The organism is Limosilactobacillus sp. (assembly GCF_051873075.1).
Classification (GTDB): domain Bacteria; phylum Bacillota; class Bacilli; order Lactobacillales; family Lactobacillaceae; genus Limosilactobacillus.
Window position 1 is genome coordinate 1 of record NZ_JBJEEM010000028.1, and the last position, 15,549, is coordinate 15,549.

Here is a 15,549-nt window from a genome sequence, read left to right on the forward strand (position 1 = left end):
CATCTAAATCATACGCTAAGGCTTTCTAATTTACACAAACTTCTTGACACTCTCTGGCAGTTTGCCAATGGTCGTAACTTCTGTGATAGCTTAGTGAAAAGCTTTTGTAGTGTTTTGGAACAAAACGGTTGCTATGCCGGACTGTATATTTCGCGATCACCACTGCAAAATTACATTTCACCTTCCGTCGCTCAACGCTATGCTGTCTGGGTGGCTGAATATGGTCCGTGTTGTAACTACAATGGTAATTACGGAATCTGGCAACATTCCTCTACTGGTTCTGTTCCAGGTGTCAATGGCAACTGTGATCTAGATTATGCCTACATTGACTACGCAGCTGTCATTAACAAAAAGCAGCCAGTTACCAGGAAGAACCCTGATGAGCTAGCTGTTGAAGTCTTAAATGGTCAATGGGGTAATGGTACCGATCGTCAACAGCTCTTAACCGCTGCTGGTTATGACTATGCGGTGGTCCAAGAAAAGGTTAACCGTCTCTTGAACCGTAAGTCAGTTGACCAAATTGCACGCGAAGTTATCCGAGGATCCTGGGGAAATGGTAATGAACGAATCAACCGCTTGAAGCAAGCCGGCTATGACCCCACCCAAATTCAAAAACGAGTTAATCAATTATTGTAACTTTTGCCTGTGGACTCCGGTCTGCAGGCTTTTTTCTTTTACCATAACAAAAAGCCAACCATATAAGATGGTTAGCTCTTCCTAAACTGTGGTTGGAGTCAAACAAGACTTCTTCTCAAATAAAACACGTATCTCAGATCACGCTTGAGGGTCAGAGTAGCGACCTCGCCCTCTTACTATATATTAAAGAATCTGTTTCAATTAGCAAGTTGATTTGAGGGTTTACTTTTCTACTTCCGCTGGCTTATTAGTGGAGGTAATTAAAAATGATAAAGAAAGTTCAAACGGTAACTCATCAACCACTGCAATCAATAAAGAATAATATTAGTTCAGAACAATTATTGAATGATTTGCATTATCAACAATCAAAACAAATCATTCAAGTTCTACTCAACAAGGGTCTAATCTCAACCACTGAATTTAAGGAAATTGATGACTTAAATAAACAATCATTTCCGCCCTTATTAGGACCAGGAAGTGTTGATACATCAAGGTTCTAGAGCTAACATACCACACTGACGAAAGGAGGTTTGTCATGTCAACCATTACCAAAATTCAAGGTTACCAACATGATGTCAAGCAACTCCGTGTGGCAGCCTACTGTCGAGTTTCAACCGATAATTTTGAACAACTAGAAAGTCTTGAAAATCAACGTGCCCATTATCAAAAGTACATTAACAACCACCCTAATTGGGAGCTGGCTAAGATCTACTATGATGAAGGAATCTCAGGCACCAAGATGACCAAGCGGAACGCCTTAAAAGAATTACTAACTGATTGTCATAATCACCGGATTGACCTCGTGGTGACCAAATCAATTAGCCGTTTGTCACGAAATACAACTGATTGTTTGCAGATTGTCCGGGAATTACAGCAATTGAATATTCCAATTATCTTTGAGAAAGAGCATATCAATACTGGAGCAATGGCCAGTGAGTTATTTCTATCGATTCTTAGCAGTATTGCCCAGGATGAATCCCACTCAACTGCCGGAAATCTACGCTGGGCAATCAGGAAACGTTTTGCTAGTGGCAAATTCCATGTATCCTCAGCACCCTATGGATATTCAATTGAGGATGGCAACTTAGTTATCAACCATACTGAAGCAAAGACTGTACGACAAATCTTTCAACGATTTCTAAGTGGAACATCAGCCAGTCAAATTGCTAAAGAATTAAATCAAAAGCAGGTATCAACAAAACGTGGTGGCCAATGGCGTAGTAACACTGTAATTAATATCTTGCGAAACAGTAATTACACCGGTGATATGCTCTGCCAGAAAACCTACCGTGACGATCAATATCATCGTCATTTTAACCAAGGTGAACTCGCTCAATATCTAATTGAAGATCATCACCCTAGTTTGATTAACCATGAAAACTTTAACAGAGTGCAAGTTCTGCTTAAAGAAGCCGTCAAAAAACGCCATATCGAAACTGGCAGCCATAAGTATCAACAGCACTACCTATTTTCTGGCAAAATCATCTGTGGTCAATGTGGGACGATTTTCAAACGACAAACGCGGCCACATAAAATCTACTGGGCCTGCCAGCAACATTTAAGATCTGCTCAGCAATGTCCAACTAAGGCAGTGTCTGAAGCCAGTCTGAAAGCTGCCTTCTGCAATATGATAAATAAGCTAGTTTACAGTAAGAAGTTCTTACTTCAGCCATTGTTAGAAGGCCTGAAAGAAGAAGCTAATGTCAACAGCGATGGTCAACTGATTTCTTTAACTAAGCAAATCAAAGCAAATGACCACAAAGCTGAAACGCTCACCGAATTGATGCATGCCGGTTTATTAGATAAAGCGATCTACGTCAACCAAACCGCTAGACTCGAGCAAGACACTTACCAATGTCAGGAAAAGATTAAACAGCTTAATGGCCAAAATACTGATTCAGCAAATGACTTTGAGGATGTTCGTACCTTATTACGTTGGTGCCATCAAGGGAAACAGCTTACTGAGTTTGATGAAGGTGTATTTCAAGAATTTGTTCAACAGATTGTGGTTAACAGTTCAAACAAAGCAACGTTCATCTTGAAATGTGGATTAAAGCTACCTGAAAAGCTAAACAAAAATGCCACTATCGATGGACACTTTTATCGTGACATCATCAAACAACGTTACAACGATCCAATCAAACAAACAGAATATTTGTACAGTATTATCGAAAGTGAAGGTGATTTAATTGGGTAAAGTGAGAATCATTCCCGCTCATCAGCAAAAGGGCAATAGTGTTCAACCGCAACAAAGCAGGCAACCATTTGAACAACTCCGCGTGGCTGCCTACTGTCGAGTTTCAACGGATTACGATGAACAAGCCAGTTCTTATGAAACTCAAGTGGTCCACTACAAAGAATTAATTCAAAAAGAGCCAACCTGGGAGTTTGCAGGCATCTACGCCGATGATGGGATTTCAGGGACTAACACTAAGAAGCGGGAACAATTTAATCAGATGATTGCAGCCTGCAAAGCCGGTAAGATTGACTTGATTGTTACTAAATCAATTAGTCGGTTTGCCCGAAATACTATCGATTGCCTGAAGTATATCCGGGACTTAAAAGCTATCAACGTGGCAATCTTCTTTGAAAAGGAGAACATTAACACCATGGACGCTAAAGGTGAAGTGCTGATTACCATCATGGCTTCCCTCGCCCAGCAAGAAAGTGAGTCCCTATCGCAAAACGTTAAAATGGGAATTCAGTACCGTTACCAACAAGGTAAGGTCTTCGTCAATCACAACCACTTTCTCGGTTATACCAAGGATGCTCAGGGTAATCTGGTAATTGAACCGGCAGAAGCTAAAGTCATCAAACGGATCTTCTATAGCTATCTAAACGGGATGAGTATGAAACAAATCGCGGATTCACTTAAAGCTGATGGTATTTTAACCGGTGGTAAAACAAAGAACTGGCAATCCAGCGGTGTTTCAAGAATCCTAAAGAATGAGAAGTACATGGGTGATGCTCTATTGCAAAAGACTTACACTATTGATTTTCTGAGCAAGAAACGCGTCAAGAATAACGGTATCATGCCTCAATATTATGTAGAAAACGACCATCCCGCGATTATTCCCAAGCCGGTATTCATGCAAGTCCAGCAGCTCATCAAACAACGACAAAACGGGATCACTACTAAGAATGGTAAGCACCGGCGACTTAACGGCAAATATTGTTTCTCCCAAATAGTCTTTTGTGGAAAATGCGGCGACATTTTTCAACGGAATATGTGGTACCGACCAGAAAAGGTAGCAGTCTGGCGTTGTGCTAGTCGAATAAAGCGAAGCAAAACCGGAAGGCGATGCATGATTAGAAATGTCAAAGAACCACTGCTAAAGGAAGCCACCGTAGAAGCCTTTAACCAGCTCATTGAAGGACACGAGTTAGCTGGCAAACAGATCAAGGCTAACATTATGAAGGTCATCAAAAATTCTAAAGGACCTACCCTTGATCAACTCGATAAGCAACTGGAAGAGGTCCAAATGCAGCTAATCCAGGCCGCCAACCAGCATCAAAATTGCGATGCCCTCACCCAGCAAATAATGGATTTACGAAAGCAAAGAGCAAAGGTGCAAAGCCGTGAAGCTAAACAGCAAGCAAAACTACACAGCATTGATGAAATCAACAAACTGATCGAATTCCACAAATATGGCTTAGTGGACTTTGATGAGGGTTTGGTTCGTCGCCTAGTAGAAAAAATCACCATCTTCAAACGCTACATGGAGTTAAAGTTCAAAGATGGTGAAGTAATTAGAGTTAATATGTGAAAACTTGGGATATTCAGCACTCACTTATTTGAGTTGGGTGCTGTTTTTAGATTGTAGTTTTTTAATTTGGCAGATTGCAAGAAATAACAGCCCGATGAAAAGAACTAATTTTAATATTCAAGTACTGGGGTTCTTACTTCATAGCAGGCAGTCAAAATTCATTAAACCAGCGTCGCACCCAGTGAATTCTTAAAATGGTCAAGCGCCCACTCCTGACCATGCTTGGTAAAGGTGGCGACCCCCTTAACCGGAATCGTAATCTGGTAGTTCAAATTATAGGCAGCAATTGCGGTGTGCAGGACACAGATATCGGTGCAAACACCTGCAATCCACAAGTTATCAATTTTTCGTTCCCGCAGGTAGTTATCAAGATTAGTATTTTGAAATGATGAATAGCGGTTCTTATTAAACTGGTAAACCCGGTCACTGGCCTGATGTTGTTCAAACCAGTCATTAACCTTGCCGTATAGCTGTTGACCAGGCGTACCGACCACGTTATGTGGCGGGAAGAGTTTAGCTTCTGGACTAAATCGGTCCCCACAATGGGCATCAGTCGGGAAAATTACGTAGTCGCCATTTTGGTAAAAACGGTTGGCCAGCTGAACCAAATAATCTTCTAATTCATGCGCTGGCTTGCCACAAGTAAGCGCACCATTGTCAGCGACAAAATCGTTTGTATAATCAATAATTAATAATGCTTTAGTCATTGCTAACTCCTTATTTTTGTGCCTCATCAACCAGCTTTTGTTGCAAGTCAGCTAACCGCTTGGTTAAATAAACCGGGAAGCGGTCCGGATTAAGCAACCGCTTAGTAGCCGCCGGCAGCTGTGCTAATTCGGTCTGCGCAAAATGCTGGATGGCAAAAGTGTCGGTTTCAATTGGCGCCGCTTTTTCCAGTGTCAAAACTTGCTTAAGCAGTGGCTTAGCAATGAAGTCGGTTAGAATCACTTTATTCCGGGTGACGTGAACGTCAGCATTGATTGCCGCAATTTCGGTTCCAATCTGCTCGTCAGCCAGGGCAATTACATCGGCAACAGCGTGTTGGGGATCATGCTTATCGTAGAGCCGGTAAACCTGCTTATTCCCAGGGAGCGTAATCTTTTCGCGACTATTACTAATCTTGATCTTTGACACCCATTTGCCATCATTTTCTAGTGCCGACATTTTATAAACACCGCTTAATACTGGACTTGATGAACTGGTAATTAGTCGATCACCGATCCCAAAGTTATCCAGTGGTGCCCCTTCATCAAGCAATGACTTAACAATGTGGGCATCAAGGGCGTTTGAAGCAGTAATCTTAGCGTTGGTAAAACCAGCCTCGTCCATCATCTTCCGGGCCTTGGTTGCCAACTGGCTAATATCACCAGAATCGATGCGGATACCAACCGGTTCGTGGCCAGCTGCCCGCAATTCCTTAAAGACTTTAATTGCGTTCGGTACCCCAGAGTTAACCACATCGTAGGTATCAACTAACAGGGCAGCATTGTCAGGGTAAATTTTTGCCCAGGCACGAAAGGCCGTTAATTCATCAGGAAAGCTTTCAATCCAAGCGTGAGCCATCGTCCCCGCCGCCGGAAGGTTAAACCGCTTTGCAGCTAGCACATTGGAGGTACTACTGCACCCACCAATAATGGCAGCCCGCGCACCATATATTGCGGCATCAGGCCCCTGCGCCCGTCGTGCACCAAATTCCATTACTGGGCGTCCGCCAGTAACGCTGGTGATCTGCCATGCCTTCGTTGCAATCAATGATTGGTGGTTAATGATGTTTAAGATCAGGGTTTCGAGAAGTTGGACATCAATTAGTGGGCCACTAATACTAAGGATTGGTTCCTGTGGGAAGACTGGCGTGCCTTCTGGGATTGCCTTAATTGAGCAGCGGTTGTGAGCTGCCGTCAGGTAAAAGAGAAAGTCGTCACTAAAGTGGTTAAGGGACCGCAGATAAGCAATGTCATCAGTTGAAAAGTGCCAGTTCTTAACTTCATCAATTACTTGCATCAATCCAGCACTAATCACAAAACTGCCATCATCGGGCGCCTTACGGTAAAAGACGTCGAAGCGCGCCTGCTTATCGTGGGGAAGCGTTTGATAATAACCGTTGGCCATTGAAAACTCATACAGGTCGGTTAATAATTCATGCTTCATTATTAAACAACTCCTAACAAATTTAGGTAAAAAATACTTTAACTACTGCAAAAAATAAAAGTATATTGAACTTTTATTATCACTGATTGTAGCACTTTTATTTTTAGACGCAAGGTAGTACCAGTTTAAATAACTTTGGTGGCCGGCCTGACCGCTTTGTTGCGGCGGTACCAACTTCCTTAAACAGTTTTTGGTGGGTCTTTTTAAAATTAGAATTATCAATTTGATCGACCGTTGTTTGGCGGAAAGTAGCATAAACTTCGCGGGCTTGCCGAAGGGTAAAAGTCGGTCCTAAGATCTGTAAAATGGTTGGCTGGTAGTCCAGTTTATTTTTAATTCGCACAATAGCCGTATTAATAATTTGGTGGTGGTCAAATGCTAGCGCCGACCCTGCAGCCAAACTCAAAACTAAGTCACCATTTTGCAAGATAAACTTTCCGTGGTCAAAGTTAAGACTAAACCACCCGACTTCGGTTGCTCCGTACCCGGCCCTCAGTTGCGGCATTGTTGGTAAGAAAGTCATGTAGGCAATCGCCAAGGCCCGCTCACCGCTTACCCGGTCGGGATCGGTGAAGGTTGCCAACTGTTCGGTAGCACTGTTTGATAGACGAACACCAATTTTATCCTTAATCAGGCGGATACAGGCAACGTCAGCACTTTCATCCCGCCGCAATAGGGTTTCTGGTAAAGCCCAGTGGCCCTCAAATGGCGGATAAGCCCGTTTGACCAGCAGGACTTGTGGTAAATGGGTCAGGGGATTAAAACTCCAAATAACATTTGCAATCGTAATTAGCGGACGCGCAACAACTTTATCAGCCATCTCTTTCACCTCATAAAATATTATAGCGCAATCAAGAATCACAATAATAAAAAAAAGCCAAGGTGGCTTAGTCTAGTTCTCCAAATTCTCTTCATCCTTACCCATTGACAAAGAGCCCAAATTTTCGATATTTTAACCGAATTAGCATAAATTCAATATTATTTTCGTTAGCTCAATCTTTAGTACCAAACTGACCGATTCATACATACCACAAACGCTACCATATCAACGCTCACCTCTACTTTCACTACCTTAATCGACACGACCTGCCAAATTGGACACTCGCACACTCGACTATCGAAATAGGACATAGAACACTCGACCCGCCAGCTTCAAATAGAAAAAGTGTACTAATTCCAATCATTCTGAAAGAAAAAAGTACACTTTTAATCATCCGTAAATACCGTTACACCGGCGGTTATAAGCTATTTTTCTGTACGTTTCAGGACAGTAACACTCTCAACATGCGTCGTCTGCGGGAACTGGTCCACCGGCTGGATCGGCTTAGCCACGTGGTAACCCTGCGCGGCGAAGCGTTGGATATCCCGGACCAGGGTCGCCGGGTTGCAGGACACGTAGATGACCTTCTGCGGACCCATCTTGCCAGTGGCCTCAACCAGCGATTCCGCCAGACCCTTGCGCGGCGGATCGACGATGACCACGTCCGGCTTTAAACCCGCGGCCTGCCACTTGGCAAACTGGTCCTCCGCCTTGGCGGCCACAAACTGGGCGTTCTTGATCCCGTTGCGCTTGGCGTTGTGCTTGGCATCCTCGATCGCGGCGGGCACAATCTCGACCCCGTAGACCTGCTTGGCGTGCTTGGCCGCCGCCAGCGAGATCGTCCCGATCCCACAGTAGGCATCAATCACGGTCTGGCTACCGTCCAATCCGGCGTTATCGATGGCGGTCTGGTAGAGCCGTTCGGTCTGTTGCGGGTTGACCTGGTAGAAGGACAGCGGGGAGATGGCAAAGTCGATCCCCAGCAGCTGGTCGTGGATCTCGTCCTTGCCCCACAGGGTCTTGTTACGGTCACCGAGCAGGCGGTTGGTACGCTTGTTGTTGATGTTTTGGACAATGCTCTTGACCTCGGGCACACCCGCGACGATGCCGTCCACGATCTGGTCCGCCATCGGCAGGCGGTTCGTGTTGGTTACCAGCACGACCATCACCTCGTGGCTGTAATAACCCCGCCGGACCATCACCGTCCGGATCACACCCTTGCCGGTGCGCTCGTCGTACGGGGTCACGTGGCAGCGCCGCAGGAGGTCCCGGACGACCACGATTGCCTTATCAATCTGCGGGTCCTGGATGTAGAAGTCCTCGATCGGCACCAGGGTGTGGCTGCCCCGCTTGTAGAAACCGGTCTGGAGTTGGCCATGCACCATCTTCACCGGCACCTGGGCCTTGTTCCGGTAGTGGTAAGGCTTTTCCATCCCCATCGTCGGCAGGACGTCAATGTCGTCCAGATGGGCCTTCTCCAGCAGCTCCTTGATCTGGTGCTGCTTAAACTTCAGCTGGGCCGCGTATTTCAGGTGACCCAGCGGGGCAATCCCGGTCTGGATGTACTTCTTATCCTTCACGTCCACCCGGTCCGGGCTCTTAGTCTGCCATGCCATCACCCGGCCCCAGGCAAAATGGCTGACGACCTTGGTGATTTTGACCGTGATCTCCTCCCCCGGCAGGGCATTCGGGACAAAGACCGGAAAGTCGTCGATCTTGACGACCCCGTTGCCCTCGTAGCTCAGGTCGACCACCTTGGCCGGGTACTCTTCATTCTTATGAACTGGAATATTTAGTTTCAAGTTTATTCCTCCGTTTTTTCGTAATTGCTTCCCCTATTATAGCAGAAGCCTGACAGAAAAAGAGCTAAGTGATCGCGTCACCTAGCTCTTTTCGTTTACTTGTTATTTTTGCCGTTGATCTTATCGATTTCCTTGACGAAATCCTTCTCAACCCGCTTGAAGTCGGCCGACTCGGTAATTGCGTCATCCGGAATCTCGTCCAGGTTGGCAACTACTTCGAGATGCTGCTTCAGGTCATGGAACTTCATCGGAGCATCCCCGCCGTATTCACCATCCAGGTTGATCATGATCCGGTCATCCTTATTCAACGGCGTCACTTCCACGTCCGTCGCCTTGGCGTAGATGATCCCGGGATCACCGATGTGTTTCCCCTGAAGGGCCTTGGCCATCAGGCTCATCATGTCGATCAAGCTGCTCTTCTTCACAATGATCATCGTGAACTTCCCGTCATCCAGGGAGGCGTCCGGAACGATCTGCTCAAAGCCACCAACCGAGTTCGTCAGGGCCAAGAAAATTGTCGAGGCCTGACCACGGTATTCCTGATCATCGTATTTGATGTCAACGTCGACGGGCTTGACCCGCGGCAGAAGCTCGGCCCCCTTGGCCAGGTAGGCCGCGTAGCCGAACAGGGACTTCATCTGGGATGGCACATCGTAGGTCAACTCCGTCAGAGTCCCCCCGGCCGCGATGTTCATGAAGTAGTTGTCACCGGCCTGGCCGATGTCAATCTTAAACTTCTTGTTCTTGCGCAGGATCAGCTTGGCTGCCGCGATCGGATCATCACGCGGAATTCGCAGGGCCCGCGCATAATCATTCGTCGTCCCGGCCGGAATGATGGCCATCGTTGGCCGATGTTCCAGACCGGCGATTCCGTTGACCACCTCGTTGAGCGTCCCGTCACCGCCGGCGGCCACGATCAGGTCAAAACCTTCCTCAGCCGCCCGCCGTGCCTCGTTCTTCGCCGAATTCGGTGCCGGAGTGGTCGCAAAGGCACTGGTCTCATAGCCGGCTTGCTCGTAGATAGATAGGATGTCCACCAGGTCGCGGCGCAGGGCCTCCCGACCAGAAGTGGGGTTATAAATCACTCGCGCGCGTTTTCGCATGGCAATCCTCCTTAGATTACAGGGCAGCTAACGACTTCTTCAGCAACTGGGTAACCATCTGCGGGTTGGCCTTCCCACGGGTCTGCTTCATGATCTGACCCATCAGGAAGCCGAATGCCCGGTCCTTACCACTCTTGTAGTCGTCGATTGACTGTTGGTTATTAGCCAGCACGTCGTCAACGATTGGCTGGAGTTGAGCCGGGTCAGACAGTTGTACCAGACCGTGTTCCTTAGCGTAAGCGCTTGGTTCCTCACCGTTCAGGATTCCCTTGAAGACCTTCTTAGCCATCTTGGATGAGATGGTGCCGTCTTCGATCAGCTTAACCATCCCGGCCAGGTTGGCAGGAGTCAGCTTAGTCTCTGGCAGATCAAGGTGTTCGTCGTTTAGGTAGGAGTTCACGTCGTTCATCAGGTAGTTGGCAACCCGCTTTGGATCGCCGCCATCCTTAACGGCTTCCTCGAAGAAGTCGGACATTTCCTTCGTCTGGGTCAGGACCATGGCATCGTAGTCGGTCAACCCGAGGTCGTCAACGTAGTGCTTCCGCCGTTCACCCGGCATTTCTGGCATCTCAGCTGCGATCTCCTTGATCCATTCGTCACTGACGTTCAGGTCTGGAATATCTGGTTCTGGGAAGTAACGGTAGTCATCGGCCCCTTCCTTGGTCCGCATGGAAACCGTGGTTCCGGTTGGTTCGTCGTAACGACGGGTCTCCTGAGCGATGTGGCCACCTGACATCAGGACGTTTTGGTGCCGCTTCTCTTCAAAGGCCAGGGCCTTGCGGACGTAGTTGAAGGAGTTAATGTTCTTCATTTCCGTCTTGGTCCCGAACTTGTCGCTGCCGACTGGCCGGATGGAGATGTTGGTGTCGACACGCATCGACCCTTCTTCCATCTTCACGTCAGAGATCCCTGTGAACTGGATCCGCTGCCGCAGGGCTTCAAGGTAGGCCACCGCTTCTTCTGGGGAAGCGATGTCGGGCTTGGAAACAATTTCGATCAGCGGGGTCCCCTGCCGGTTGAGGTCAACGTAGGAGTACTTGCTGGTGTGGGTGTTCTTACCGGCATCCTCTTCGATGTGCATCTCTTCGATTCCGATCTTCTTCTTCTTGCCGTCGACCTCGATCTCGATCCAGCCGTCGTGTGCGATTGGCGTGTCGGACTGGGTGATCTGGTAGGCCTTCGGGTTATCAGGGTAGAAGTAGTTCTTCCGGTCGAAGTGCATGTGGTGGGCAATCTGGGCGTGCAGGGCCAACCCGGCCATGATACCGTCTCTGACAACCCCCTTGTTCAGGGTTGGCAAAACACCAGGGTACCCCCAGTCGATCACGTTGGTGTTGGCGTTTGGCTGGTCACCATACTCTACCGGTGATGGACTGTAGATCTTTGAATTCGTCTTTAATTCAACGTGGACTTCGAGCCCAATGGTTGTTTGAAAGTTCATCTTAGTTTTGGCCCCCTAACTTTGGTGCTTTCTTGTGGAAGTCAGTCGTCTGTTCGAAGACGTAACCAGCGTTGTAGATGGTCTGTTCGTCGAATGGCTTCCCGATGATCTGCAGGCCAACTGGCATGCCGTTCTTGGCAGAGAAGCCGGCTGGCACAGACATTGATGGCAGACCGGCCATGTTAACCGGCACGGTCAGGACATCGTTCATGTACATCTTCTTTGGATCGTCAATCTCGGCACCGATCTTGAAGGCCGTGGATGCACCGGTGGCCCCGAGGATCAGGTCGTGGTCTTTGAAGACGTCGTCAAAGTCCTGGGCGATCAGGCGCCGAACCTTGGCCGCCTTGTTAAAGTAGGCATCGTAGAATCCGGCAGACAGGGAGAAGGTCCCCAGCATGATCCGACGCTTGACTTCCTCGCCGAAGCCTTCGGAACGGGAACGAACGTAGACGTCTTCCAAGTTCTTAACATCCTTAGCCCGGAAGCCGTAACGAATCCCATCGTACCGTTGCAAGTTGGATGATGCTTCTGATGATGCCAAGATGTAGTATGCCGGTACCCCGTACTTGGTGTGTGGCAGGCTAACTTCATCGATGATGGCACCCAGTGATTCCAGGTGATCCAGGGCTGCCTTGATAACATCATGAACATCCTCATCCAAGTCATCGAAGTATTCCTTTGGCACGGCAATCCGTAACCCCTTGACACTGGTACTGTCGTTTAAGTTTGCTGCCCAGTCGGGAACTTCCTTGAGGGAGGAGGTCATGTCGTGTTCGTCGTTGCCGGCAATCAGGGCGGTCAGGTAGGCGTTGTCCTTAACGGTCCGGGTCAACCAGCCGACCTGGTCAAAGCTAGAACCAAAGGCAATAATGCCCCAACGAGAAACCCGGCCGTAAGTTGGCTTCATCCCCACGACTCCGTTGAAAGAGGCTGGCATCCGGATGGAACCACCGGTATCGGTCCCGAGGGCCCCGAGGACATCCCCGGCGGCAACGGCAGCTGCAGAACCACCTGAAGAACCGCCGGGTACCCGGGTCAGGTCCCATGGGTTATGGGAGGTGAAGAAGGCGGAGTTTTCCGTCGAGGATCCCATGGCAAATTCATCCAGGTTGGTCTTACCAACGTTGATGAAGCCGGCCTTATTCAACTTGTCCACCACGGTGGCGTCGTAAACCGGGTTGAAGTGCTCCAGCATCTTGGAAGCGGCCGTCGTCGTCAGCCCCTTAGTCAAGATGTTATCCTTAACCGCCAACGGTACCCCAGAAACCAGCTGGTCACCGGCAATCCCGGCTTCGTCAATCTCCTGGGCCCGCTTCATGGCCGCATCTTCGTTCAGGTTGATGAAGGCCTTGACCTGGTCTTCATTACCCTTGATGTGGTCGAAGGTTTCCTTGGTCAGTTCCGTGGCGCTGATCTTCTTGTTGACCAGGTCATCGTGCAACTGGGTCAGATCGGTTTGATAGAAATCCATTATTCGCCGTCCTCACTTTCATCAATGATTGCTGGAACCTTAATGTAGCCGCCATCAGTCTCTGGGGCGTTCTTCAAGAGTGCCTCGCGTTCTTCTTCTGATGATTTAACGGCCTTGTCTTCACGCATCACGTTAACCCGGTCGGTAGCTGAAGTCATTGGTTCAACTCCATCGGTATCAACGGCAGTGAGGTCTTCAAACATGTCAATAATGCTTCCTAATTGAGTGGTAAACTTACCCAGCTCATCCTTGGAGAATTCAAGCTTAGCAAGTTCAGCAACGTGTTCTACTTGTTGCTCAGTGATTTTACTGGCCATTCTCTCTACCTCTTTTCCAGTAATTTTATATACATACATTCTATAATTTTAGCACAGAATAACAGTAATTTTTATCAAAGCATCCCGATAAATGAAAATCAGCCGGACCGGAGCTAACGATCAAGCTGATTTTATCAATCTTAGTATGATGTCAGAATGTGCGTACGGAAGGTATCGGAACCAGAATCCCGGTAAACAATCGCCTGCATCTCAGAGTCGGACTGGATCCGAATGTCAATCGGAATCCCGTTTGGCAGGTACTTCTTGGCCGCCCGCGCGATGTACTGGGTGAAGCTGGTAATCTCAGACTGGCTGTAGAACTGGGTCGTCACGGTGATGTGCATTCCGTCCAGCTGCCCATTATTGTACTGGGCCTGGGCCGTTACCCCGCTCAAGTTCGGGAAGAAGCTCTGGATCTGGCTCTTGAAGTTAGAGAAGCTGTCGCTGTCGGTCTGGCTGGCGCTGCCCGTCGAACTGGTCGACCCGCTGGCCTTTGGCAGGACCACGGTCTTGTAGTTCAGCTGGTGCCAGCTGCTGAGCGTGCTGCCGCTGTTCTTGCTGTAGGCAAAGAAGCTCCCGCCGACCAGGCTATCGTCTGGCGCCTGCTTGTAAAGGGCGATCACGATCGGCACGTTGCCGACCCCTGACTTCTTACGCATCCGCTTCAAGACCTTGGCGGCGGCAATCTCACCCTGGCGCTTGACCTCGGCATCACTGATCTTCTTGGTGTAGCTTGGGCCATCGGTCTTCTTCTGGTAGTTGTATTCGGAGTTGATCCCGATCCCAATGGTAATCCCCTTCAGCTTCATTGAGTTACCACTATCTTCCATGTAGTCCTGTTCCTCAATTTGCTGAATGTATTCAGGATTTGGATCGCTCTTCTTCCCTTCAGCAGGGTTCAGACCGGTCGGGTTATTCTTGGTCTTCCGGCCGAGCCAGCTCTCGATCGTGTTGGTGTCTAAGTACTGGCCTTCCTGGAAGATGTAGTTCTTTGGCGAGAAGACCCGCTTGGAAACCTGGGTCAGGCCGTTTTCAAAACTCTTCAGGTTGTACTGGTTATCGTTTTGGCTAACGTTAACCCCCCGGGCCTTGCTGGTCTTATAGCGGCCGTTTTGGATCACACCCTGGTAGTTGCCGCTCCCCGAACCGGTCGTGGTGTAGTCCTTGGACGAGGATGAGTGACCGCCAAAGCCACATGATGCCAGGACCAGGCTGGTCATCAAAATCATCGTGGCAGCGGTAATTTTCTTTAGTTTCGCATTCACGTTTATTCTTCCTGCTATATAAAATATCACCAAACGTAATCAAAGCTAAGCAATGATCACATTTGAAAAGGATTATATAGTTTTTCCTTTCTTAATTTTATTTACCACCGTCAACATCGGTATTCCCATATCCGGACTAGCGGGTAATGACATTGACCAACTCTGATGGCATAAGGGTATAGCCCACCCCGTAAATATTTATGCTAATTGTAATAGGTTTTGGACCGCATTTTCATCACGGTCCATCACTGCACCACACCGATAGCACACATACTCATTGTGTTTGGTACGATGTTTCGAATTGCCTTGAAGGGTAATTTTATTCTCACCATTCTTAACATAACCACATTGAGAACAGCGTTGAGTGCTCGGATAGTATTGATTTGCTAGAATCAACTTCCTGCCGTACCAATCACACTTATAGGCTAATACTTGTTTAAAATAGCCAAACATTGAACGGTGTAACCCTTTTGAGGCCACATGGCTCATTTGCATTTGCTTAACGGCTAAGCTCTCAATCACAATTGCATCGTTTTGTTCGACTAATTGAGTTGTAAACTTCTGAATCAAATCATGTTGGATATTAGCCACCCGTCGATAATCACGTTTTAACTTGGCTCTCGTTTTAACGTAATTATTTGATTGAATGGCATGCGAACCGTTGACTACTCGTTTCTTAGCCAATTGACGTTGGTAGTGTTTGATCCGTTTATAGAGACGTGCCAGTCGTTCAGGAAATACGCTGATCTGGCCACCCGGGACATTGAAGTGGCCGA

14 protein-coding genes are annotated in these 15,549 nt (G+C 47.9%); 4 read left to right on the top strand and 10 right to left on the bottom strand.

Annotation, left to right across the window (positions count from 1 at the left end; translation table 11 throughout):
- Window positions 1-114 precede the first annotated feature (114 nt).
- The 4 genes from ACI31J_RS03595 (at window position 115) to ACI31J_RS03610 (ending at window position 4,403) form a co-directional block, all read left to right on the top strand.
- On the top strand, window positions 115-636 hold the full coding sequence (locus tag ACI31J_RS03595) for a 1,4-beta-N-acetylmuramidase (RefSeq protein WP_439773073.1): 522 nt from the start codon (window positions 115-117) through the stop codon (window positions 634-636).
- A 266-nt stretch (window positions 637-902) separates the two neighbouring features.
- Window positions 903-1,136 (top strand): SHOCT domain-containing protein, encoded by a 234-nt coding sequence (locus ACI31J_RS03600; RefSeq protein ID WP_003671998.1) that lies wholly within the window; start codon window positions 903-905, stop codon window positions 1,134-1,136.
- Window positions 1,137-1,171: 35 nt separating this feature from the next.
- On the top strand, window positions 1,172-2,833 hold the full coding sequence (locus ACI31J_RS03605; RefSeq protein WP_079376152.1) for a recombinase family protein: 1,662 nt from the start codon (window positions 1,172-1,174) through the stop codon (window positions 2,831-2,833).
- Window positions 2,826-4,403 carry a recombinase family protein gene (locus ACI31J_RS03610; protein WP_439773074.1) on the top strand — a complete coding sequence of 526 codons (1,578 nt, stop codon included), beginning with the start codon at window positions 2,826-2,828 and terminating at the stop codon, window positions 4,401-4,403. The genes ACI31J_RS03605 and ACI31J_RS03610 overlap by 8 nt, the downstream gene beginning before the upstream one ends.
- Window positions 4,404-4,564: 161 nt before the next feature.
- Here the strand turns inward: ACI31J_RS03610 and ACI31J_RS03615 are convergent, their stop codons facing one another.
- The 10 genes from ACI31J_RS03615 to ACI31J_RS03660 form a co-directional block, all read right to left on the bottom strand.
- Window positions 4,565-5,110 (bottom strand): cysteine hydrolase family protein, encoded by a 546-nt coding sequence (locus tag ACI31J_RS03615; RefSeq protein WP_180383161.1) that lies wholly within the window; start codon window positions 5,108-5,110, stop codon window positions 4,565-4,567.
- A 10-nt stretch (window positions 5,111-5,120) separates the two neighbouring features.
- Entirely contained in the window at window positions 5,121-6,551 is a 1,431-nt protein-coding gene (locus ACI31J_RS03620; protein ID WP_439773075.1) for a nicotinate phosphoribosyltransferase, read from the bottom strand.
- A 103-nt stretch (window positions 6,552-6,654) separates the two neighbouring features.
- Window positions 6,655-7,371 carry an NUDIX hydrolase gene (locus tag ACI31J_RS03625; protein WP_242334268.1) on the bottom strand — a complete coding sequence of 239 codons (717 nt, stop codon included), beginning with the start codon at window positions 7,369-7,371 and terminating at the stop codon, window positions 6,655-6,657.
- A gap of 425 nt (window positions 7,372-7,796) precedes the next feature.
- Window positions 7,797-9,173, bottom strand: coding sequence for a 23S rRNA (uracil(1939)-C(5))-methyltransferase RlmD (rlmD, locus tag ACI31J_RS03630; RefSeq protein WP_439773076.1), 1,377 nt, complete (start codon window positions 9,171-9,173; stop codon window positions 7,797-7,799).
- Window positions 9,174-9,268: 95 nt separating this feature from the next.
- Window positions 9,269-10,276, bottom strand: coding sequence for a diacylglycerol kinase (locus tag ACI31J_RS03635; protein WP_439773077.1), 1,008 nt, complete (start codon window positions 10,274-10,276; stop codon window positions 9,269-9,271).
- Between the two features lie 16 nt (window positions 10,277-10,292).
- A complete protein-coding gene (gene gatB / locus ACI31J_RS03640) occupies window positions 10,293-11,717 on the bottom strand; it encodes an Asp-tRNA(Asn)/Glu-tRNA(Gln) amidotransferase subunit GatB (RefSeq protein WP_439773078.1) in 1,425 nt (474 codons plus the stop codon).
- A 1-nt stretch (window position 11,718) separates the two neighbouring features.
- Window positions 11,719-13,191 carry an Asp-tRNA(Asn)/Glu-tRNA(Gln) amidotransferase subunit GatA gene (gatA, locus tag ACI31J_RS03645; protein ID WP_439773079.1) on the bottom strand — a complete coding sequence of 491 codons (1,473 nt, stop codon included), beginning with the start codon at window positions 13,189-13,191 and terminating at the stop codon, window positions 11,719-11,721.
- Entirely contained in the window at window positions 13,191-13,508 is a 318-nt protein-coding gene (gatC, locus tag ACI31J_RS03650) for an Asp-tRNA(Asn)/Glu-tRNA(Gln) amidotransferase subunit GatC (protein WP_439773080.1), read from the bottom strand. Before gatC ends, gatA begins: the two co-directional genes overlap by 1 nt.
- 140 nt (window positions 13,509-13,648) lie before the next feature.
- Window positions 13,649-14,773, bottom strand: a complete 1,125-nt coding sequence (locus tag ACI31J_RS03655; RefSeq protein WP_439773081.1) for a CamS family sex pheromone protein — start codon at window positions 14,771-14,773, stop codon at window positions 13,649-13,651.
- A 198-nt stretch (window positions 14,774-14,971) separates the two neighbouring features.
- Window positions 14,972-15,549: RNA-guided endonuclease InsQ/TnpB family protein (locus ACI31J_RS03660; protein ID WP_439773082.1), on the bottom strand; the 578-nt coding region annotated here is incomplete at its 5' end.